The organism is Paraburkholderia caffeinilytica (assembly GCF_051027425.1).
GTDB classification, from domain to species: domain Bacteria; phylum Pseudomonadota; class Gammaproteobacteria; order Burkholderiales; family Burkholderiaceae; genus Paraburkholderia; species Paraburkholderia caffeinilytica_A.
On record NZ_CP186553.1, the window covers coordinates 870,241 to 888,620 of the forward strand.

The window sequence follows — 18,380 nt, forward strand, 5'->3', positions numbered from 1 at the left end:
TTGTTCAATGCGAAATTTCGTCGAGATTGCGATTGTTGGTACGCGGCCCGAAGATGCCGATCGCGCCCATGACCATCACCATCGACACAGTGATCAACGCGAACACGCCCGGCACCTGGAAGTGGCGCAGCGCGAAGGCGATCATGAAGCCGGAAAACATCGCGGATAAACGCGACATCGAGTAAACAAAACCGACGGCGCGCGCCCGCAAGCGCGTGGGGAACAGTTCGGTCTGATACGCGTGGTAGCCGACTGAGAGCAGCGTGCCGCACAGCGTGATCAACACGCCGAGCGTCATGAGCATGGCAGGCGACGTTTGCGTCGCGAACAGGCTGCCGAACACGGCGATACCGAGTGCCGACAGCACGATCAACGTCTTACGTTCGATGCGGTCCGCGATCGCCATACCGATCAGCGGTCCGAACGGATTCGAGGCCGCGATAACGAACGAGTACATCAGGCTGTGCGTGATCGTTATGCCTTTGGAGACGAGCAGCGTGGGCACCCATGACGCGAAACCGTAGAAGCCGATCGCCTGGAACAGGTTGAACACCAGCATCGTGATTGCGCGTTTGCGATACGGCGGCTGCCAGATTTCGCGGAAGGCGGCCTTGGTGGTGGCCGGTTCGACAGTCGGCACAGGGGCGGGCAATGGCTTGCCGTATTGCTTGGCGACTTTCGCTTCGATCGCCTGCAGGACCTGTTCCGCTTCGGCGGCGCGGCCTTGCTGCGCGAGCCAGCGCGGACTTTCCGGCACGCGCCGGCGAATCGCCCACACCACGACAGCGCCGAGCGCGCCGATGATCACGACCCAGCGCCAGCCGTCGACACCGAACGGCGCTTGCGGCACCAGCCACCACGCAAGCAGGGCGACCGACGGCACCGCGGTGTACTGCACGAGATGAACGAACGCGAAGGCGCGGCCACGCAGATGCTTCGGCACGAGTTCGCTGACGTAGGTGTCGATCGTCACCAGTTCGACGCCCACGCCGATGCCCGCGATCAAACGCCACAGATTGATGGCCGGCGCGGTGGTTTGCAGCGCCATGATCAGCGTGGCCGCGGAGTACCACAGCAGCGAAACGGTAAACACGGTTCGGCGGCCATAGCGATCCGCCATGCCCGCTAGAAAGAACGTGCCGATGAAGAGGCCGGCGAACGACGCCGCCACGAAAGCGCCCAGCCCGGCCACGCCGAAGAACGAAGCGGTCGTGGTCGCGTACAACCCGCTTTTGACGAGGCCGGGGCCGACATAAGCCGTGAAAAACAGATCGTAGAACTCGAACCAGCCGCCGATCGATAGCAGGAACACCAGCATCCATACCGAGCGCGTCGCGGGCAGCCGGTCGATGCGCGCGTTGACGCCGGTCGTGAGTTCTGGCGCACCGGTGCTTGAATGGGGCGACGCGCCGGGTGTGTCGATCGGCAGGCTTGCCATGGAATCCTCCTTCGAGTGTCTCTTGCCTGTGTCGTTCTATCTAACAGAACGACGTTCTATTTAATCGGTGTGCAGAGGTTAGTCTGTGTGATGCTTGCCAGGAATTCGGGGTTTTACCTAGTGATCCGGTCGTTAAGCCGCCATCCGCTTCAGCATGGCGAGAAGGGCGTCGAATGAAAGCGGTTTGCGCGCGTATGCGATGTTGGGATTCGGCTGTACGGGGATGTCCGAGGCCGCGCTGCACAGAATGATCGGAACCGCGCGCAGGTCGGGGTCGGCGAACAGCGTGGCGCACAGTTGCAGCCCGGACATGACCGGCATCATGCAGTCCGACACGATGAGGTCGGGCCGGGTCCTGCGGATCTGTTCAAGTGCCGCGGCCCCGTTGGACGCCGTCAGCACGGTATAGCCATGCCGCTCCAGCAACAGTCGCCAGACCGTGAGAATGTCGAACTCGTCGTCCACGACCAGGATGGTTTTCATGGGCGGCTAGGTATTTCGTCGCTGCGAAAGTGTGGCCGACAGGCCTTGCGCCGGATGCGTGTGTTCGGGATGCGGTTCGTTGCCGGACAGCGGCGCGAGCAACAGCGTGGTGCAATTCATCGCCGCGACCCGCGCGTTCAATTCGCGGATGAACTTCGATAGCGACAGTTCGGTCTCGCTGAACGTCTGAGATTCGCGGAAAGTCATTGTCGATATGCCGTTCAAGGTGCGAAGGAGCGACAGCATGGCAAATGGACTCGAGCGGACCATGCATCGCTTAACCGGACATTGCCAGCAATCCGCATTCCCGCAAGCCGGCGGCGACGTGGCGTGCCGGCAATGAGGCCCGGATTCTGTCGAGCCCCTGCCGGCCGGCGAATGGAGAGTGGACGGGCGGCGCGTGGCGCGAGTGAAGAGGCACGAGGGCGCACGAAGGGTTGGCTACCTGCCGGTAGTTATCGCCGGCATGCCGGCGAGTTTTTCAACGCGATGCAGCGAAGGAGCAGCGCGTGAGGCAAAGGCGTTTCGCCGTATACAATTCTGCAGCGCCTGATTTCTGCCCAATACTGACCTGATCCCACTCATGCCGAATCCGACCCGGGCCTTTCTTCTCGGTCCGCTCCTGAAAGGCGTTTCACGCTCCTTCTATCTCACCCTGCGCGTGCTGCCCGCCGGCATGCGCGATCCGATCGGCCTTGCGTATCTGCTGGCGCGCGCGGCCGATACGATTGCGGACACCTCGCTGATCTCACCCGAGCAGCGCCTTGCGTTGCTGCTGTCGCTGCGCGACCAGGTCAACGGCGCCGCCAGCGACGGCGCGCTGTTCCAGCGCATGGCCGCCGAAGTGGCGGGTCAACAGGTCCAGTCCGATGAAAAGGTTCTGCTGGAATCGCTCGGCCCCGCGCTCGAGGTGCTGTCGCAACTGAGCGAGTCAGACCGTACGGCAGTACGCGGGATCGTATCGACCCTGACCGAAGGGATGGAATTCGACCTCCGTACGTTTCCCGACGAACGTTCCGGCGAAATCGCCGCGTTGCGCGAGTACGCTGAACTCGATCGCTATACCTACCTGGTGGCGGGCTGCGTCGGCGAATTCTGGACCGCCATGACCTACGCGCATATGCCCGGCACGCTGAAAGAGCGGCCCGAGGTCATGGCGCGCCGCGGCGTGCGTTTCGGTAAAGCGCTGCAGATAACCAACGTGCTGCGCGATTGCGGCAAGGATTTGCGGATCGGCCGCTGTTACCTGCCGCAGACGATGCTCGATCAATATGGCCTGAGCGCGCAGGAACTCCTGCTGCCGGCGAATTCCGTTCGTGCCCGGCCGCTGATGGTCGAGCTCGTACGCAAGGCACTGGATCATTTCCGCGAGTCGCTGGACTACACGCTGGCCATTCCCGCGTTTTCGGTGCGTTTGCGGCTCGCGTGTTTGTGGCCGATTCTGATCGGTCTCGATACGCTGCTGTTGCTGGTGGATAACGACGCCTGGCTCGACCCTGCGAAGGTCTCCAAGATCCGGCGCAATGAGGTGTATCGGATCATTGCCTCGTCGCTGCTGCTGGTGCCTTCGAATGGCCTCGTGCGGACAACGGTTGAAAAGCGGATCAAACAGATTGAAGCGCGGATCTGAGCGCCTGCTTCGCGATACTCACCTGTTGTTATCCCGCTGCGCGCGAACCGGATTGCATGGACGCATCTCAGCGAATAGCGCGTTTGCGTGTGGTGCCCATGCAGTGTGGGCAAGCGTACTGAATAAAAATGCCATGGGCCGTAGTTTGGCGGACAACCCTCCTTGTCCGATTCCAGACGCTCATGGCACCCACCGGCAAACAGCATTGCGACACGTTGGACCTGATCCGCGCGCTGGCGGCAGGCGCCGTGTGCGTCAGTCATCTGCGCAATCTCATGTTCGTCGACTACCGCACGAGTACCGGTATCGGACTCGCGGGCAAAGCGTTCTATTTCGTCAGCAACTACGGCCACACCGCCGTGATCGTGTTTTTCCTGCTGAGCGGCTATTTCGTCGGCGGCTCGGTGCTGCGGCAGGTCGAGACGGGGACATGGAGCTGGCAGCGCTATCTGACCGAGCGCATGTCGCGGCTATGGATCGTGCTGATTCCGGCCTTGCTGCTGACGCTGTTCTGGGACCGCATGGGCATCGCGCTGGCAGACGGGCCGTTTTATCTTGGGACCGAGGGCACCTTCGATCAGCAGATCAACGTCGCCTCGCATCTCGGCCAGGCAACGCTGCTGTGCAACCTCGCATTCCTGCAGACGCTCACGTGCGGCACCTATGGCTCCAATGGACCGCTATGGAGCCTCGCCAATGAGTTCTGGTACTACATGTGGTTTCCCGCCTGTTACGTATTGCTGCGCCAGCGCCGCGGATTAGGCGCAATCGTTGCGGGTGCGCTCGCGCTCGGCACGATGATCGCGTTTCCGTCGCTTCTGAGCGGGTTCGGATTGTGGATGCTTGGCGTCGTACTCGTGTTGCTTGAAAAGCGCTTCCCGGCGCGCGGCACGCGAACAGGTTTGCCGTGGTTCACACTTGCCAGCGGGGCGGTTTTCATTGCGGCGCTGGTGGTGTCGCGCATGTTCCTGTTGAGTAACGACTGGATTGTCGGCGTGCCGTGTTTCGTGTTTCTGCGTTGCATACTCTGGGAAAACGTTCGCCTGCGTCCTGCGTCGCTGTCGCGTATCGCGGTGCTCTTTTCCGGCTTTTCCTATTCGCTGTATCTGACGCACTTCTCATTCATTCTTTTCGTGGCAGCCGTCGTGTTCGGGCAGCGCATCCAGTTCGACGGCCGGGGCGCGCTGGTGTTCGTGAGCATGCTGGTTATCTGCTATGTATACGCGTTCGCGGTATACCTGCTGTTCGAGCAGAATACGAAACGCGTGCAACGTGGCATCCGGCAGTTCCGCTTTCTACGACCCAAGCCCGATCCAGCCACGCCGCATAGCTGATTAACGTGGCAACGCCACTTCACTTAATCTGCATCATTGCATTGCCACGAATCGGGAAACCCCTAGCATCCTGCATCGATGGTTCGCGTTAGTCTCTTCAAAAGAGGAGACGATCCATGAGGCAAGCGTTCAATATTGCTGTGGTGTTGTTGCTTGGCTATCTGATGGCGGATAGGGCGCTGATGCGCGCACAAGCAGGAGAAATGGGGACAATAACGTGCCATCAAGGCGCGGAACTGGTCAAATCGGACGCGCTAAAAAAGGGCTTCGGTGACGCCGGCGCCAGCAGCCAGGGTGAAAACTTCCTGTCGAGCTGTCTCGTCACGGGGCGTGGCCAGGTGGGCGATCTGATCGCTCGCGAATGACGCGGGCGGTCTGGCATCGCCGAGGCTTCATCCAGATATAACGCTATATAAATAAAGAAAAAGCGCCCAGACCGCGAAGGTCCAGGCGAAGTCATCGGAAGCCCGATGACGGAGGTATCGAATACAGAACTGGCCCGCGATCGGGGATACTCGATCGCGGGCCAGTTCGTTTGAATCAGAGCGCGCGGCTGTTTTGCGCGCGTAGCGGTCGATCCGGGCAAGCGGCGTGGCCTCGAGGGTTCGTTCCGCTGGACAGCCTGCTTGCCAACTGCGTCACCCGCTTAGTTGCCGAAGTAAACCGACTTCGGACCATTTGCCGGAATCGGATGGCTCGATTGCGACGAGCCGCTCACCACACCGCCGTAACCACTTTCTGCGGCTTGCGCGGTGCCGTTCTGCGTGGCGACACGAGCTTGCGCAGCCTGGATGTCAGCCGGGTAGTACGGGTCGGAACGTCCCGGCTGGTAGCCGGCCTTTTCGAGTTGAATCAGTTCTGCGCGCACTTGAGCGCGGGTCACGGGCTGGTTCGACTGAGCAAACGAAGCAACGGGAGCGGCCAGCACAGCGGCGATAACAACAGCTTGAATGAGCGATTTCATGATGAACTACCTCCAGTTCGGTCTTTATCTTGCTACGAGCGGTGTTGTTCGTAGTCAGTGATTACACTGTAGTCTTGTGATCTGGCTGGAGTAACCGTCAATTCAGGTAAGGTTTGTTGCGAGATTTGCAATAAAAGACGGGAATTCGGTTGCTGGTTCCCTCGCGTATGGCTTGCTAGGATCGCGATGCCGAGACTGGGGCGCCGTCTTGCGGCGTATTCGCAGGAACCTTCGCGGACTGCGAGAGCCGGGTGAATGCCTGGCTGGTGCGTGCTTCGCGGTCATCCCGGGCGCGATAAAAGTCTTTGTTGAGCCACTGTCCGAAACGCATCATCGCAGAGCCGAGTGCGCTCTTTAGCAGAACCCAACCAGTCTCGTTACGGGCGAGGTGCGATGCCGAGTCCACGAAATCCGCGGCCAATTTATCCAGTTCCGCGTGCAGATAGTCCGCGAAATGATGGAGTCCGTGCTGATTGCCGTTCGACGACTTCCTCTCCAGTTCCACGTGCTCCGCAATTAGCGATTGATTGGTCACGCGGATAAAAGGCGGTGTATCGGACCGGGCAATACCGGTGGAACGGATCGCCTGTCCGACGCTTGCCGCAGCTTTGGTGCGATTGCCGAGCGGCGCAAGCTCCCACTTGTCAGAGAGGTATTTCAGCAGGCTGCAATGGTCGAATTGCGTATGGCACACGCCTGCGTCACACCATGGGGATACGAGAATGGCGGGGACGCGCACGCCGAGTTGAGTGAAATCGAAACTGTCCGTGTGCTCGTCGGGCGCCACTGCATTCGACGGCGGTGGAACATGGTCGAAGAATCCACCGTGTTCGTCGTACAGGATGACTAATAATGTGCGCTCCCACAATGCCTGATTGGAACGCAGCGCATTGTACGTATCGGCGATCAGTTTTTCCGCCTTCATGATGTTGTGCGGCGGATGATCGTCGTTCTGTGCTTCACCGAAGTATTTCGGTTCGATGAGAACGAACTGCGGAAACTCGTTCGCGGGTCCAGCTGCGTCCTCGAAGAACGTGTCGAACAGATGGTAATTGGCGAGATTTTCGGCGCGACGCTGGTTTTTCAGCAGCAGTGACGCGGGAAAGTCGTAGAAGTAAATCTTCCACGTTTTCTCTTTGTCATTCAGACGGTCGAAAAGCGTGTCCTGGCTCTGCTCGGTGTACCACCTTGGATTCAGGGCAGCGAGCCCATCGGGCATCTCCACCTCACCCATCGACGTACCCGTCAGCGCGAAATAACGGTTCGGCCAGGTTGGGCCGGGCAACGACGAAAACCACTTGTCGCATACGGTGAATTGCGCGCCCAGCGTGTGTAATGCCGGAAGAAAATCGAGCGGGTAGTAGCCCATGATGTCCTGCCGCGCGGCGATGCTGCTCTTCGGGTAGTCGTTGGCGAACGATCGAACGAAGCCGCCGTTGTTTCCCGCGATCTGGGTGAGCACTGCCGCGTGTCCGTGATCCGGGTCGTGTTGCATCTGCCGCTCTTGCGTCGGCTGCGGGAAGAATGTATTGCCTTTGCCGTCTTCGTTGGACCTGGATGCGGCGTTGCGTATGCCGTCCAGATCGGCGTGCACTTCGTCCAGACAGCCGAGCATCTGATCGAAGGAATGATTCTCCATGAGCAACAGGACGACATGTTCGATCTGATCGCCCGGCGTGTTCGCCGTCGTGGCTGCATCAGTTGCGGCGTTCGATGTATTTGCCTTGCTTGCTGCTTCGCCGTCGTGGACGTCACTCATATTCACCGCTCCTGCAGGGGATTGGATGGATGTTTCGTGCGCACTACTCTGTCAGCTCGATCAGCCGATGCCGGCGTCGCTACCGTAGCGCAAAACGCGCCGCGGCGAAAGCGCATTGTGCTTCGATTCATCACGCTGAACGATGGCGAAGCGGAATGAAAAAAGGGCGCCGCTGGCGCCCTTTTTCCTATACGACCCGATGGTCAACTCAAACCGCGGCCGGCCGCCACTTCAACAGCCGCTGTTCGATCGCCGTCAGCAGATAGTCCGCGGCCAGCGCAACCACCGCCAACACAATCATCGCCGCGAACACCCCGCTTGCGTTAAATGCGCCTTGCGCCGTGGAGATCAGCAGACCGATACCCTGCTTGGAGCCGAGGAATTCGCCCACCACCGCACCGACCAGCGCAAAGCCGAAGCTCACGTGCAAGCTGGCCAGAATCCAGCTCAACGCCGACGGAATCACCACCGAGGTCGTCACCTGACGGCGCGACGCACCCAGAATCTGCGCATTCGCGATCATGTAGCGGTCCGCTTCGCGCACGCCCTGGAACGCATTGGCGAACACCACGAAGAACACCATCACCACCGCCAGCGCCACCTTCGACGCCATGCCGAGACCGAGCGCAATCACGAACACCGAGCCGAGCACCACGCGCGGAATCGAGTTGGCGATCTTGATGTAGAGGCTGAACACATCGGAGAGCAGTTTGTTGCGGCCGAGCACAATGCCGCAGAAGATGCCCGCCACCGAACCGATAATGAAGCCGAGCCCGGTTTCCTCGAGCGTGACCCACACCTGAGTCAGGAGCGGACCTTGCGACGTGCCGTTCACGAACCAGTCGATGATCTGCTCGAAGATCGCACTCGGCATCGAGAAGAAGAACGGATCGATCCACTTCAGGCGCGCGGACAATTCCCAGCCGCCGAGCACAACAACCAGAACGACAATGCGCAGCGTGATCACCAGCGCATGGCGTTGCCGGATGCGTTTTTGCGCGACGCGTTCGACTTGTGCGAGCGACGCGGGATCGATGCCCGAAGGCATCGTCTGTTGAGGGGTAGTAGACATGTTTGCCGTTCCTTGATTAACCGATCTGCACTTCTTCGCGCAGGTCGTGCCAGATGTCGCGCGAGATTTCGATAAAGCGTGGGTCGTAGCGAACCTCGGACGTGACGCGTGGACGCGGCAGATCGATTTCGTACACTTTCTTCAGCGTCGCCGGGCGCGCGGTCAGCACGAACACGCGATCGGCGAGCGCAATCGCTTCTTCCAGATCGTGTGTGACGAACACTACCGAGCCGGCGCCGCCCCACAGTTGCAGCAGTTCGTCCTGCATCAGCGTGCGGGTTTGCATGTCGAGCGCCGAGAAGGGCTCGTCCATCAGCAGGATTTCCGGCTTGTTGATGAAGGTTTGCGCGAGCGCCACGCGCTTTCTCATGCCGCCGGACAGTTGATGCGGGTAGTGCTTGCCGAACTTGTCGAGGCCCACGCGGCGCAGCCATTCGTTGGCCTCGTCGTACGCGGCGGATTTCGAGCGGCCGCGATACAGCGGACCGGCTGCCACGTTGTCGATGACCGAGCGCCACGGAAACACCGCGTCCGCCTGAAACACGAAGCCGATGCGCGGGTCGATGCCGTCCACCGGCGCGCCCATCACGCGTACTTCGCCGGTGGTGGGTTTCAGCAAGCCGGTGATCATGCTGAGCGTGGTCGACTTGCCGCAACCCGTCGGGCCGACAACCGCGACGAACTCGCCGCGCGCCACCGACATGCTGAAGTCGCGCAACGCGATCGTCGCTTTGCCGTCCGGAGAGATGAAGCGGCACGATACGTTGCGCAGCTCGATGGCGGGCGTATCGCGTGACAGGGGTTGATTCATCGGCTGGTGCCTCGCAGTGTCTTGATGTTGATAGGGCGCTATTGCGGCGGCGTTACTTCGCCGCGGTCTTGATCGTTGCCGACACGTAGTCGTTGGAGTAGGTCTTGGCGAGATCGATATGCTTACCCTTCACCGAAGGATTGAACGCCGACAGCACCTTCAGAACCGTGTCCGGGCCGTCGGCGGGCATCTTGCCGTCCTTCGTGAACATCGGCAGCGACGCCTTCAGCGCGCCGACGTACAGGTCCTTGTTGTTGCCGTAATAGTCTTTCGGCATCTTCGCGGCGATCTCTTCCGCGCTATGCGTCGCGATGAAGTTCAGCGTCTTCGCGAACGCGTGCGCGAGTTTCGTGGCGTCGTCCTTGTGCGATTCGGCCCATGCGCGCTGCACGTAGAAGCTTGAAGCCGGATACGTGCCGCCGAGCGCGGCACGCGTGCCTTCCAGCGTGCGCATATCGACCAGCACCTTGGCGTCGCCGGTCTTCAGCAGTTGCGAGACGGTCGGCTCGGTGGTCATGCCGGCGTCGATGCGGTTCTGCTTGATGGCGGCGATAAAGCTGTTGTCCGCGCCAACCGGCAGCAGCGTGTATTGCGTCGACGGCACGCCCGCGCGTTGCGCGAGGTATTGCGTGAGGAAGCTGGTCGACGAGCCGAGGCCGGTCACGCCGAGCGTCTTGCCCTTTACGTCGGCCATGCTCTTGAGCGTTTCAGAAGCCTTGGTGGAGACCATTTCCACTTCACCCGGCACCTGGCCGAAAATCACCAGCGCCTGGACTTCCTTGCCCTTGCTCTGCAGGTCGATGGTGTGATCGTAGAAGCCCACCACGCCTTGCACCGCGCCCGCCAGCAGTTCGTTTTCCGCATCCACGCCGGCCGGTTGCGAGAGGATTTCGACGTCGAGGCCTTCGTCCTTGAAGTAGCCGAGCTGCTCCGTGAGCTTGGCCGGCAGATAGATGATCTTGGTGGCGCCGCCGACCATGATCGTCAGCTTCTCGGCGTGAGCCGCGGCCGAAGCGGCGGCAAGGGTGAACGCAACACCTGACACGGCGGCAATCTGGCGCAAGGTACGCATGGAAGCAGTCTCCTTAGGTTTGGTCGCCGCTATGTGCGGATGCGGCGCTTTCTGGGTGAATGACGGCGATTATAGAAATCGGAAACCTTCTGGCAGCTTTCGGTGCTGTGGGCAAATTATGGGTGTTAACCCGAGAATTCATCGCAACCGCGCGGCCACCCCCTGGCAAACCCCATGACGTGGGCCACAAATCACGCAAGCCGCGCGCAAAGCCTTTGTTTTACGGCACAATCGGCGTCCTGACTTTTGCCGTTCATTTTGCCGTTCCCGCCATGAAGCTGCTGCTCATCGAAGACAACCCCACGCTGGCGCACTGGCTCGCGAAGATGCTGGAGCAGGAGGCGTTCGCGCTCGACGCCGTGCAGGACGGCGACGCCGCCGACCGCCTGCTGCGCACCAATCACTACGATGTGATCCTGCTCGACCTGAATCTGCCGAAGCTGTCGGGCAAGAACGTGCTGCGCCGTTTGCGCCAGCGCGGTGACGCCACGCCGGTGCTGATTCTCACGGCGAGCGGTTCGATCGACGAAAAAGTGGAATTGCTCGGCGCCGGTGCGGACGACTACCTGGTCAAGCCTTTCGAAGTGCGCGAGCTGATTGCACGGATCAAGGTCGCAATCCGCCGGCAGTCGCCGTCGAAAGCCAGCGAGGTGGTGTGCGGCGATCTCGCGTTCGACATCGACACGCGCCAGTTCACGCTGAAGGGCGCGCCGCTGAACGTCACGCCGCGCGAGCGCTCGGTGCTCGAAACGTTGATCCTGCGGCTGGGCAAGACGGTGACGAAGCCCGCGCTGGTCGACGCGATCTTCACGCTTGCGGACGAACCGAGCGAGGATGCGGTCGAAATCTACATTTCGCGGCTGCGCAAGAAGCTCGACGGCAGTTCGGCCGCGATCGTCACGTTGCGCGGGCTGGGTTATCTGCTGCGCAAGAAAGAAGATGACCAATAGCCTGCGCATGCGCCTGTTGTGGTGGCTGCTGGTGCCGCTCGCGTTGTACGTGTTCGTCACCGGCAAGGCCGAGTACGACAATGCGCGCCGCACGGCGGATCTGGTGCAGGACAACCAGCTTATCTCGTCGGCGCGGATGATTGCCGGTGAAGTGGAATGGGTGGACGGTTTTCTGCGCGTGGACGTGCCGCCTGCCGCGCTCGAGGTGTTCGTGTCGCCGTATCGCGACCAGGTGTTCTACAGCGTGCGGGTCGACGATGGCCGCCTGCTGGCGGGCACGCCGGATTTTCCGCAGCGCGCGCCGCTCCCGTCCGACACGGCCGATCACTACGACACCGAACTTCACGGCCAGCCCGTGCGCGCGGTCGGCCTCGTGCGCCTGATGTACGACAACGGCGCGACGCGCCGTGTGCGAGTGACGGTGGGCAAGACGGTGCGCTCGCGCGACGCGATGGCGCAGCAATTGTGGCAGCCGCAACTCGTGCGGCAGATCGAGATGATCGTGCTGGCCGTCGCGCTGGTCTGCATCGGACTCACGTTCGAATTGCGGCCGCTGATGAAAGTGAAGGAGGATGTCGCCGACCGCGACCCCATGCAGCTCGAGCCGATTCGCGTCGAGCGCCTGCATACCGAGTTGCGGCCCATCGTCGAAGCGATCAATCAATGTATCGCGCGCCTCGGCGTGCAGGTGGCCGCACAACGGCGGTTTATCGCCGACGCCGCGCACCAGTTGCGCACGCCGCTCACGTTGCTCGGCACGCAATTGCAGTTCGCGCGCCAGCAGGACGGCCTGAATCCCGCGCTCGACGAAGCGCTTGCCGCGATGCACCGCAGCAACCGTTCAATGGTCGGGCTCACCAACAAGCTGCTGTTGCTCGCGCAGGCCGAGGCCGCCGACAACAAACAACTGGCGGTGGAAACGCTGGATCTGGTGCCGCTGGCCATGGAAGTGGTGGAGGATCTGGCGCTGCTCGCGCAGGCCCGGGACATCGATCTCGGCGCGGAGTTGAACGGACCTGCGCCGGTGGCCGGGCATCGCGGCCTGCTGCAGGCGTTGATCGCCAACCTCGCGGAGAACGCGATCCGCTACACCGGCAGTGGCGGCCATGTTACGGTCGCCGTTAGCGCGGACGCCGATCGGGTCACCGTGTCAGTGCTGGACGATGGCCCGGGCATTCCGGCCGAGTCGCGCAGCCGCGTGTTCGAACCGTTTTTCCGGGCGTCGGCGGATACGGAAGGAACGGGGCTGGGCCTCGCCATCGTGCGCGAAATCGCGGACGCGCATCACGGAGAGATCACGCTCAAGCCGGGCGAGGCCGGCAAAGGCGTGCACGTGAGCGTCTCGTTTCCGCGCGCGGCCGTGGAAGGCCCCCAGCCTGGTTAAATCAGCCGCTTCAAATCGGCCGCTTTAAAAGTAGTCGGGACAAACCCGCAATCGGGACAGGAAACGCATGTGCGAAAGCTTTGAGAAGGATTCGCGCCCCTAGAATTTTTGGCGGGCGATCCATCAAACGCCCACCGCGCATGCGGAATATAACGGAGACACCCACCATGAACCCTGCTTTGACGCGCCTTGCGCGCGTACTTCCACAAATCGGTTTGTCGACGAGGTGAAGCCGTAAGATGGATGCTGGCGCATCTTGAGGCGAGATGCGCCCGCTTACCGGAAGAGAGGAACGACGAATCGTGTTTTCAGGCAGTTTGCGCGGACGCTTGCTGTGGTGGCTCTTGCTGCCACTGGCGGCGTTCGTTTCCATTTCCGGCGTGATTTCGTATCGCAACGCGCAGACCACGGCCGACCTGGTTCAGGACAACGCGTTGCTATCGTCGATGCGCATTATTGGCGAAGACATCGACTGGGATAACGGCAACGTGTCGATCCAGATTCCGCCGGCGGCACTGGAGTTGTTCGAGTCGCCGGAACAGGACAATGTGTACTATCGCGTCGAAGCGAGCGGTCACCGCCTGCTGGCCGGCAATCTCGAGTTGCCGGTGCCGCGCGGCGCGGGCGACGTTCCCATGCTTTACGCCACCCATCTCGAAGACGGCCGCGCCGTGCGTGCCGCCGCTTATGTGCGGCAGCTATACGACTCGGGCCGCACCGAAGAAGTCGTCGTGGTAGTCGCGAAAACGGAAGGCTCGCGCGATGCGATGGTGTGGCGCCTGTTGCGTCCGCAACTGTTCGGCGAGGTGCTGACGCTGGTGCTCGCCATGGTGTTCGTCTATCTCGGGCTGACCTTCGAATTGCGGCCGTTGATGAAGGTGAAAGACGACGTGTCCGATCGTAACGCCTCGCAACTCGAACCGATACGCGTGGCGCGTTTGCATGTCGAATTGCGGCCGATCGTCGAAGCGATCAACCAGTGCATCGCGCGCATGAGCCAGCAGGCCGCGACCCAGCGGCAATTCATCTCGGACGCGGCGCATCAGTTGCGCACACCGCTCGCGCTGCTGGCGGCGCAGATCCAGTTCGCGCGGCAACGTGAGAATCGGGACGTGCCGCTCACCGAAGCACTGGCCGGCATGCATAAAAGCAGCCGCAAGCTGACCACCTTGACCAACAAACTGCTGCTGCTTGCTCAAGCCGAGTCCGCCGCGCTGTCCCATGCGCGTGAACGGGTCGACCTGAGCGCATTGATCGCGAGCGTACTGGAGGAGTTGATTGCCTTCGCGCAGTCGCGTGAAATCGATCTGGGCGCGGAGCTGGAAGACGGTCTGTACGTGACCGGAGACGAGGCATTGACCGCGGCGCTCGTGACCAATCTCGTCGACAACGCGCTGCGCTATACGCAACCCGGCGGCCGCGTCACCGTGCACACGCGGCGCGACAATGACAGGGCGATCGTGCGTGTGATCGATAATGGACCCGGTATCAAAGCCGAGGCGAGGGCGCGCGTGTTCGAGCGTTTCTATCGCGCGTCGAATCACGCCGATGGAACCGGCCTTGGCTTGCCGATCGTGCGCGAAATCGCCTACCGGCAGGGCGGCACGGTTACGCTCGAGCCGGGGGAGGACGGTGTCGGCCTGGTCGTCACTGTCGAGATGCGACTATGGTCGGCAGCGGTTTGATACGCTGCCACATCAGGGGAAACCGATGAAACTGCTGCTGGTTGAAGACGACGCTGACCTCGCGCGCTGGGTGATGAATCTGATGCAGGTCGAGAATTTCGTGATTGACTGGGCGCAGGACGGCGAGCGGGCGGAGACGCTGCTCGGCTTGCAGTGCTACGACGCGGTGCTGCTCGATCTGCGGCTGCCGGGCATTGGCGGCAAGGATGTGCTGGCGCGCCTGCGCCGCAAACGCGACAACGTGCCCGTGCTGATGCTCACCGCCAACGGCTCGACCGACGACAAAGTGGCCTGTTTCTCGGCCGGCGCGGACGATTACGTTGTCAAACCCTTCGACGCGCGCGAACTGGTGGCGCGTATCAAGGCGCTGATCCGCCGCCAGGCGGCGGGCGACAAAGGCCAGTCGATCGACTGCGGCGATCTGCGTTATCTATTCGATTCCCGCGAATTCGTACTACAAAACGAGCCCTTGCCGTTACGGCGGCGCGAACACGCAATTCTTGAAACCTTGATATTGAAGCAGGGTAAGACCGTCTCGAAGTCCACCCTGATGGACAAGGTCTTCACGCTCGACGACGAACCCAGCGCCGACGCCATCGACATCTACATTCACCGCCTGCGCAAGCACCTTGCCTGCTCCAATGCGAAGATCATGACCTTGCGCGGGCTCGGCTACATCCTGCGCGAAGAGGTGTCGCGCGAAGCGTTTGCCGAGGCGTTGTAAGACCACGGCACGGTGCCGCAGGCTTGCAGTCAAAACGCCGTGTGCATCGAGCATGCACGCGGCGTTATTCATTGGGTTTGCACAGTATGACCTCGCAGCCGGGCGTCGCGTCCTTGAAACGGATCGACATGCCGTGCATGCCGGCCACCGCCAGCGCAAGGCTCAGGCCGAGTCCGCTGCCGGGCGTGTGACGGCTCGCTTCACCGCGATAAAAGCGCCGCAGCACGGCTTGCTGTTCGGCGGGCGCAATGCCCGGCCCGTCGTCCGACACGGTGACACCCGCGCCGTTCTTGTCGTGGAACACGGTGATCCGCACGTGGCCGCCGTGCGGGGCGAACTTGATGGCGTTTTCCACCAGATTCGCCAACGCCTCGAATAGCAGGTTCGGATCGCCCTGGATATCGAGCGGCCCTGATACCGTTCGCTGCAGTTCGAAGGCGATCTGTTTGTCTTCGGCAGTGGGATCGTAGAATTCGAAGACGTCGTCGGCAACGGCAGCCAGATCGACCGTTGTGAATCCCGCGCGGCGCACGCCGCTTTCGATTTCCGAAATGCGCAGCAGCGCGTTGAAGGTGCGCAGCAGCCCGCTGGTTTCGACGATGGTTTCATCGATTGCCGCGCGATACTCCACGTCGGTTTTGGCGCGGCGCTGCGCGCGTTCGAGTCCGGCGAGCATTCGGGTGAGCGGTGTGCGCAGATCGTGTGCAATTGCATCGCACACACCCTTGACCTCGTTCATGAGCCGTTCGATTTCGTCGAGCATGCCGTTCACGACGCCGACGAGGCGATCCACGTCGTCGCGTTTCGAATGCACCGGCAGACGCCTGCTGAGATTGCCGGCGACGATTTCCTCGATCGAGGCGGTGACCGCATCGAGCCTTCGCATTGCGGAAATGCCGATCAGGCTCGCCCCGACCAGGCCGATCACGAGCGTGATCATGGCGGTGGAAAGCAGCGCGTGCAGCAACTCTTCGTCGAAGTGATCAAGCTCGCGGGTGTTCTGGCATTGCAATGCAATGCGGTTATCCGGCGCGCGCGCGGCGATGCATCGGCCCGGTGGGTGGCCGGGCAGCGTCTTGAGCCGCATGGAAAACGGTTGGTCGAAGACCGGGATGACCGGCTGATCGCCCGCGTAGCCGCCGGCAAGATGCTTGCCGGCAGCGTCGAACAGACCGAATGGGCGCTGACGGCGCGGATCGAACTGGTTTTGATGTTCGAAGCGCGCGACCAGTTCGTCCGGCTCTTCGCGTTGCAACTGTGCATGCTCGCGGATCAGCCAGTCGTCGATGCGCTCCTGTTCGAAGCCGGTGATTTCCCGATACAGGTAGCCGAACAACAGTATCGCAATCACGCCGAACAGCATCAGGAACAGCGTGGCGAGGCGAAAGCCGGTGGTGCGGTGCAGTTCAGTCAGGCGCATGGAGCATGTACCCCGAACCGCGCACGGTATCGATCATCGGAGCCGTCCCGTCCGGGTCCAGCTTCTTTCTCAGACGGCTGATGTGCACGTCGATCACATTGGTCCGCTCGTCGAGCCGGTAATCCCATACCGCCTCGAACAGCATGGTGCGGCTCACCACCTGGCCCTCATGCTGCATCAGGTATTCGAGCAGCCGGTATTCGCGTGGCAGGAGCGGCACCGGCCGGCCGGCGCAGGTCACTTCGCGTTTGAGCGGGTCGAGGCGTAACGGGCCGACCTGATATTCCTGCACACCGGGCGCCGCTTCGCGCCGGCGCATCAGCGCGTCGAGCCGTGCGGTCAGTTCGATGAATTCGAACGGCTTGGTCAGATAATCGTCGCCGCCGGCGCGCAGACCGCGCACACGTTCGTCGACCGCGGAGAGGGCGCTCAGAATCAATACCGGCGTGAGCACGCCGGCGCTGCGTAACGCCGCCAGCATGCCGAGCCCTTCGAGTCCGCCGGGCAACATGCGATCGAGCACGATGGCGTCATAACTGTTGGCGACCGCGAGCATCAGTCCGTCGCGGCCCGTGCTCGCGGTCTGCACCTTGCAGCCGTGATCGGTCAGCGCTTCAACGATCTCCGCGAGGGTTTGCCCGTCGTCTTCGACGACCAATACGTTCGACATGCGTTTTTCCAGAAGTAAGCGCGCGGCGAGCCTGTGCGAGCCGGCCATTTACACTACGCTCGTACCCGCGATGTATCGAAGTATGCCGCGCGAAGCTGCACAGGCGTTTCGCGCCAACATTAAAATTTTTTAATGTAATCCCTTATCAACCGGTTTAGCACATGCGAATCCTGCTGGTCGAAGACGATAGGCGCGCGAGCCAGTTCCTGGCGCGTGGCTTGAGCGAGAGCGGTCTCATCGTCGACACTGTGGCCGACGGTGCAACCGGGCTTGCCTACGCGCGCGAGGGCATTTACGACGTGATTGTGACCGATCGGCTCCTGCCGGCGCTCGACGGCATCGCCCTCGTGCAGCAATTGCGTGCCGGTGGCGATACCACGCCGGTGCTGATGCTGTCCGCGGTGGGTGGACTGAACGAACGGGTTGAGGGCATCCGCGCGGGTTGCGACGATTACCTCATGAAGCCCTATGCTTTCGCGGAAGTGCTGGCGAGAATCGAGGCGCTCGCGCGGCGCGCGGATCGCAGGAGAATGAGCGAACGGCTCGAATGCGCGGATCTGGTGCTCGACACCCGGGCGCGAACTGCGGCACGCGGCGGCCGCGATCTGCATCTGCAGCATCGCGAGTTTCTGTTGCTCGAATGCCTGGCGCGTCGGGAAGGGCAGGTGGTGACGCGCAGCATGCTGCTCGAGGCGGCATGGAATTACGACTTTGAACCGCGCGGCAATATCATCGATATGCACATGCATCGGCTGCGGGCAAAGGTGGATCGCGATTTTCCCGTGGCGCTGATTCATACCGTGGTGGGGGCGGGTTATGTGCTGAACCCGGCGCCTTAGCAGGTGTTTTGCGGCGGCATGGGCGGCCTCGTGGACGCGCGCTCCGGCGGCGTATTGCGGCGCATTAAATTTTTTTAATTATTGGGCGAAAGCGCCGACAGGACCCGCTGACTACGCTGACGGCATTCCCATGTTGCCGGAGCGT

At 61.7% G+C, this 18,380-nt stretch carries 17 protein-coding genes and 1 pseudogene; 8 read left to right on the forward strand and 10 right to left on the reverse strand.

Going from position 1 to position 18,380, the window contains the following annotated elements:
- Positions 1 to 4: 4 nt before the first annotated feature.
- The 3 genes and pseudogenes from ACOSV0_RS24470 to ACOSV0_RS24480 all read right to left on the reverse strand — a co-directional run.
- Positions 5 to 1,438 carry an MFS transporter gene (locus tag ACOSV0_RS24470; protein ID WP_434114488.1) on the reverse strand — a complete coding sequence of 478 codons (1,434 nt, stop codon included), beginning with the start codon at positions 1,436 to 1,438 and terminating at the stop codon, positions 5 to 7.
- Between the two features lie 132 nt (positions 1,439 to 1,570).
- Positions 1,571 to 1,921: a response regulator gene (locus ACOSV0_RS24475; protein ID WP_434114489.1), complete on the reverse strand. Its 351-nt coding sequence runs from the start codon at positions 1,919 to 1,921 to the stop codon at positions 1,571 to 1,573.
- Positions 1,922 to 1,978: 57 nt separating this feature from the next.
- Positions 1,979 to 2,122: pseudogene (locus ACOSV0_RS24480) on the reverse strand (ATPase domain-containing protein); the annotation flags it as partial.
- Positions 2,123 to 2,504: 382 nt separating this feature from the next.
- On the opposite strand from ACOSV0_RS24480, the gene ACOSV0_RS24485 reads away from it, so the two are divergent.
- The 3 genes from ACOSV0_RS24485 to ACOSV0_RS24495 all read left to right on the forward strand — a co-directional run bounded on the left by ACOSV0_RS24485 (position 2,505) and on the right by ACOSV0_RS24495 (position 5,250).
- The gene (locus ACOSV0_RS24485; protein ID WP_434114491.1) at positions 2,505 to 3,551 is read left to right on the forward strand and encodes a phytoene/squalene synthase family protein; all 1,047 of its coding nucleotides are present in this window, start codon (positions 2,505 to 2,507) and stop codon (positions 3,549 to 3,551) included.
- Between the two features lie 182 nt (positions 3,552 to 3,733).
- Entirely contained in the window at positions 3,734 to 4,885 is a 1,152-nt protein-coding gene (locus ACOSV0_RS24490; protein WP_434114493.1) for an acyltransferase family protein, read from the forward strand.
- A 116-nt stretch (positions 4,886 to 5,001) separates the two neighbouring features.
- Complete coding sequence (locus tag ACOSV0_RS24495; protein WP_201074051.1) at positions 5,002 to 5,250, forward strand: hypothetical protein; 249 nt, start codon at positions 5,002 to 5,004, stop codon at positions 5,248 to 5,250.
- Positions 5,251 to 5,531: 281 nt separating this feature from the next.
- On the opposite strand, the gene ACOSV0_RS24500 is transcribed toward ACOSV0_RS24495, so the two are convergent.
- The 5 genes from ACOSV0_RS24500 to ACOSV0_RS24520 all read right to left on the reverse strand — a co-directional run bounded on the left by ACOSV0_RS24500 (position 5,532) and on the right by ACOSV0_RS24520 (position 10,563).
- Positions 5,532 to 5,849, reverse strand: coding sequence for a DUF4148 domain-containing protein (locus ACOSV0_RS24500; RefSeq protein ID WP_434114495.1), 318 nt, complete (start codon positions 5,847 to 5,849; stop codon positions 5,532 to 5,534).
- Positions 5,850 to 6,024: 175 nt separating this feature from the next.
- Positions 6,025 to 7,608, reverse strand: a complete 1,584-nt coding sequence (locus ACOSV0_RS24505) for an alkaline phosphatase family protein (protein ID WP_434114497.1) — start codon at positions 7,606 to 7,608, stop codon at positions 6,025 to 6,027.
- A 208-nt stretch (positions 7,609 to 7,816) separates the two neighbouring features.
- Positions 7,817 to 8,680: an ABC transporter permease gene (locus ACOSV0_RS24510; RefSeq protein ID WP_434114498.1), complete on the reverse strand. Its 864-nt coding sequence runs from the start codon at positions 8,678 to 8,680 to the stop codon at positions 7,817 to 7,819.
- Between the two features lie 16 nt (positions 8,681 to 8,696).
- Positions 8,697 to 9,491 (reverse strand): ABC transporter ATP-binding protein, encoded by a 795-nt coding sequence (locus tag ACOSV0_RS24515; RefSeq protein ID WP_434114500.1) that lies wholly within the window; start codon positions 9,489 to 9,491, stop codon positions 8,697 to 8,699.
- Between the two features lie 52 nt (positions 9,492 to 9,543).
- Positions 9,544 to 10,563, reverse strand: coding sequence for an ABC transporter substrate-binding protein (locus tag ACOSV0_RS24520; protein WP_434114503.1), 1,020 nt, complete (start codon positions 10,561 to 10,563; stop codon positions 9,544 to 9,546).
- A gap of 272 nt (positions 10,564 to 10,835) precedes the next feature.
- On the opposite strand from ACOSV0_RS24520, the gene ACOSV0_RS24525 reads away from it, so the two are divergent.
- The 4 genes from ACOSV0_RS24525 to ACOSV0_RS24540 all read left to right on the forward strand — a co-directional run bounded on the left by ACOSV0_RS24525 (position 10,836) and on the right by ACOSV0_RS24540 (position 15,306).
- On the forward strand, positions 10,836 to 11,513 hold the full coding sequence (locus ACOSV0_RS24525) for a response regulator (protein ID WP_027778124.1): 678 nt from the start codon (positions 10,836 to 10,838) through the stop codon (positions 11,511 to 11,513).
- Entirely contained in the window at positions 11,503 to 12,897 is a 1,395-nt protein-coding gene (locus ACOSV0_RS24530) for a sensor histidine kinase (protein ID WP_434114505.1), read from the forward strand. The genes ACOSV0_RS24525 and ACOSV0_RS24530 overlap by 11 nt, the downstream gene beginning before the upstream one ends.
- A gap of 266 nt (positions 12,898 to 13,163) precedes the next feature.
- Positions 13,164 to 14,582 (forward strand): sensor histidine kinase, encoded by a 1,419-nt coding sequence (locus ACOSV0_RS24535; RefSeq protein ID WP_434114506.1) that lies wholly within the window; start codon positions 13,164 to 13,166, stop codon positions 14,580 to 14,582.
- A 25-nt stretch (positions 14,583 to 14,607) separates the two neighbouring features.
- Complete coding sequence (locus ACOSV0_RS24540) at positions 14,608 to 15,306, forward strand: response regulator (RefSeq protein WP_434114507.1); 699 nt, start codon at positions 14,608 to 14,610, stop codon at positions 15,304 to 15,306.
- 64 nt (positions 15,307 to 15,370) lie between these two features.
- On the opposite strand, the gene ACOSV0_RS24545 is transcribed toward ACOSV0_RS24540, so the two are convergent.
- Both ACOSV0_RS24545 and ACOSV0_RS24550 read right to left on the reverse strand, forming a co-directional pair.
- On the reverse strand, positions 15,371 to 16,726 hold the full coding sequence (locus tag ACOSV0_RS24545; protein ID WP_434114508.1) for a sensor histidine kinase: 1,356 nt from the start codon (positions 16,724 to 16,726) through the stop codon (positions 15,371 to 15,373).
- A complete protein-coding gene (locus ACOSV0_RS24550) occupies positions 16,713 to 17,396 on the reverse strand; it encodes a response regulator transcription factor (RefSeq protein ID WP_434114509.1) in 684 nt (227 codons plus the stop codon). Before ACOSV0_RS24550 ends, ACOSV0_RS24545 begins: the two co-directional genes overlap by 14 nt.
- A 161-nt stretch (positions 17,397 to 17,557) precedes the next feature.
- On the opposite strand from ACOSV0_RS24550, the gene ACOSV0_RS24555 reads away from it, so the two are divergent.
- Positions 17,558 to 18,235, forward strand: coding sequence for a response regulator transcription factor (locus ACOSV0_RS24555; RefSeq protein WP_434114510.1), 678 nt, complete (start codon positions 17,558 to 17,560; stop codon positions 18,233 to 18,235).
- Positions 18,236 to 18,380 lie beyond the last annotated feature (145 nt).

Bases quoted from the DNA above. Each gene is read 5' to 3' on its own strand.
- ACOSV0_RS24505 (WP_434114497.1), bottom strand. From the start codon at position 7,608: ATGAGTGACGTCCACGACGGCGAAGCAGCAAGCAAGGCAAATACATCG.
- ACOSV0_RS24540 (WP_434114507.1), top strand. From the start codon at position 14,608: ATGAAACTGCTGCTGGTTGAAGACGACGCTGACCTCGCGCGCTGGGTG.
- ACOSV0_RS24485 (WP_434114491.1), top strand. From the start codon at position 2,505: ATGCCGAATCCGACCCGGGCCTTTCTTCTCGGTCCGCTCCTGAAAGGC.
- ACOSV0_RS24500 (WP_434114495.1), bottom strand. From the start codon at position 5,849: ATGAAATCGCTCATTCAAGCTGTTGTTATCGCCGCTGTGCTGGCCGCT.
- ACOSV0_RS24525 (WP_027778124.1), top strand. From the start codon at position 10,836: ATGAAGCTGCTGCTCATCGAAGACAACCCCACGCTGGCGCACTGGCTC.
- ACOSV0_RS24520 (WP_434114503.1), bottom strand. From the start codon at position 10,563: ATGCGTACCTTGCGCCAGATTGCCGCCGTGTCAGGTGTTGCGTTCACC.
- ACOSV0_RS24515 (WP_434114500.1), bottom strand. From the start codon at position 9,491: ATGAATCAACCCCTGTCACGCGATACGCCCGCCATCGAGCTGCGCAAC.
- ACOSV0_RS24475 (WP_434114489.1), bottom strand. From the start codon at position 1,921: ATGAAAACCATCCTGGTCGTGGACGACGAGTTCGACATTCTCACGGTC.
- ACOSV0_RS24490 (WP_434114493.1), top strand. From the start codon at position 3,734: ATGGCACCCACCGGCAAACAGCATTGCGACACGTTGGACCTGATCCGC.
- ACOSV0_RS24535 (WP_434114506.1), top strand. From the start codon at position 13,164: ATGCGCCCGCTTACCGGAAGAGAGGAACGACGAATCGTGTTTTCAGGC.
- ACOSV0_RS24470 (WP_434114488.1), bottom strand. From the start codon at position 1,438: ATGGCAAGCCTGCCGATCGACACACCCGGCGCGTCGCCCCATTCAAGC.
- ACOSV0_RS24550 (WP_434114509.1), bottom strand. From the start codon at position 17,396: ATGTCGAACGTATTGGTCGTCGAAGACGACGGGCAAACCCTCGCGGAG.
- ACOSV0_RS24545 (WP_434114508.1), bottom strand. From the start codon at position 16,726: ATGCGCCTGACTGAACTGCACCGCACCACCGGCTTTCGCCTCGCCACG.
- ACOSV0_RS24530 (WP_434114505.1), top strand. From the start codon at position 11,503: ATGACCAATAGCCTGCGCATGCGCCTGTTGTGGTGGCTGCTGGTGCCG.
- ACOSV0_RS24510 (WP_434114498.1), bottom strand. From the start codon at position 8,680: ATGTCTACTACCCCTCAACAGACGATGCCTTCGGGCATCGATCCCGCG.
- ACOSV0_RS24495 (WP_201074051.1), top strand. From the start codon at position 5,002: ATGAGGCAAGCGTTCAATATTGCTGTGGTGTTGTTGCTTGGCTATCTG.
- ACOSV0_RS24555 (WP_434114510.1), top strand. From the start codon at position 17,558: ATGCGAATCCTGCTGGTCGAAGACGATAGGCGCGCGAGCCAGTTCCTG.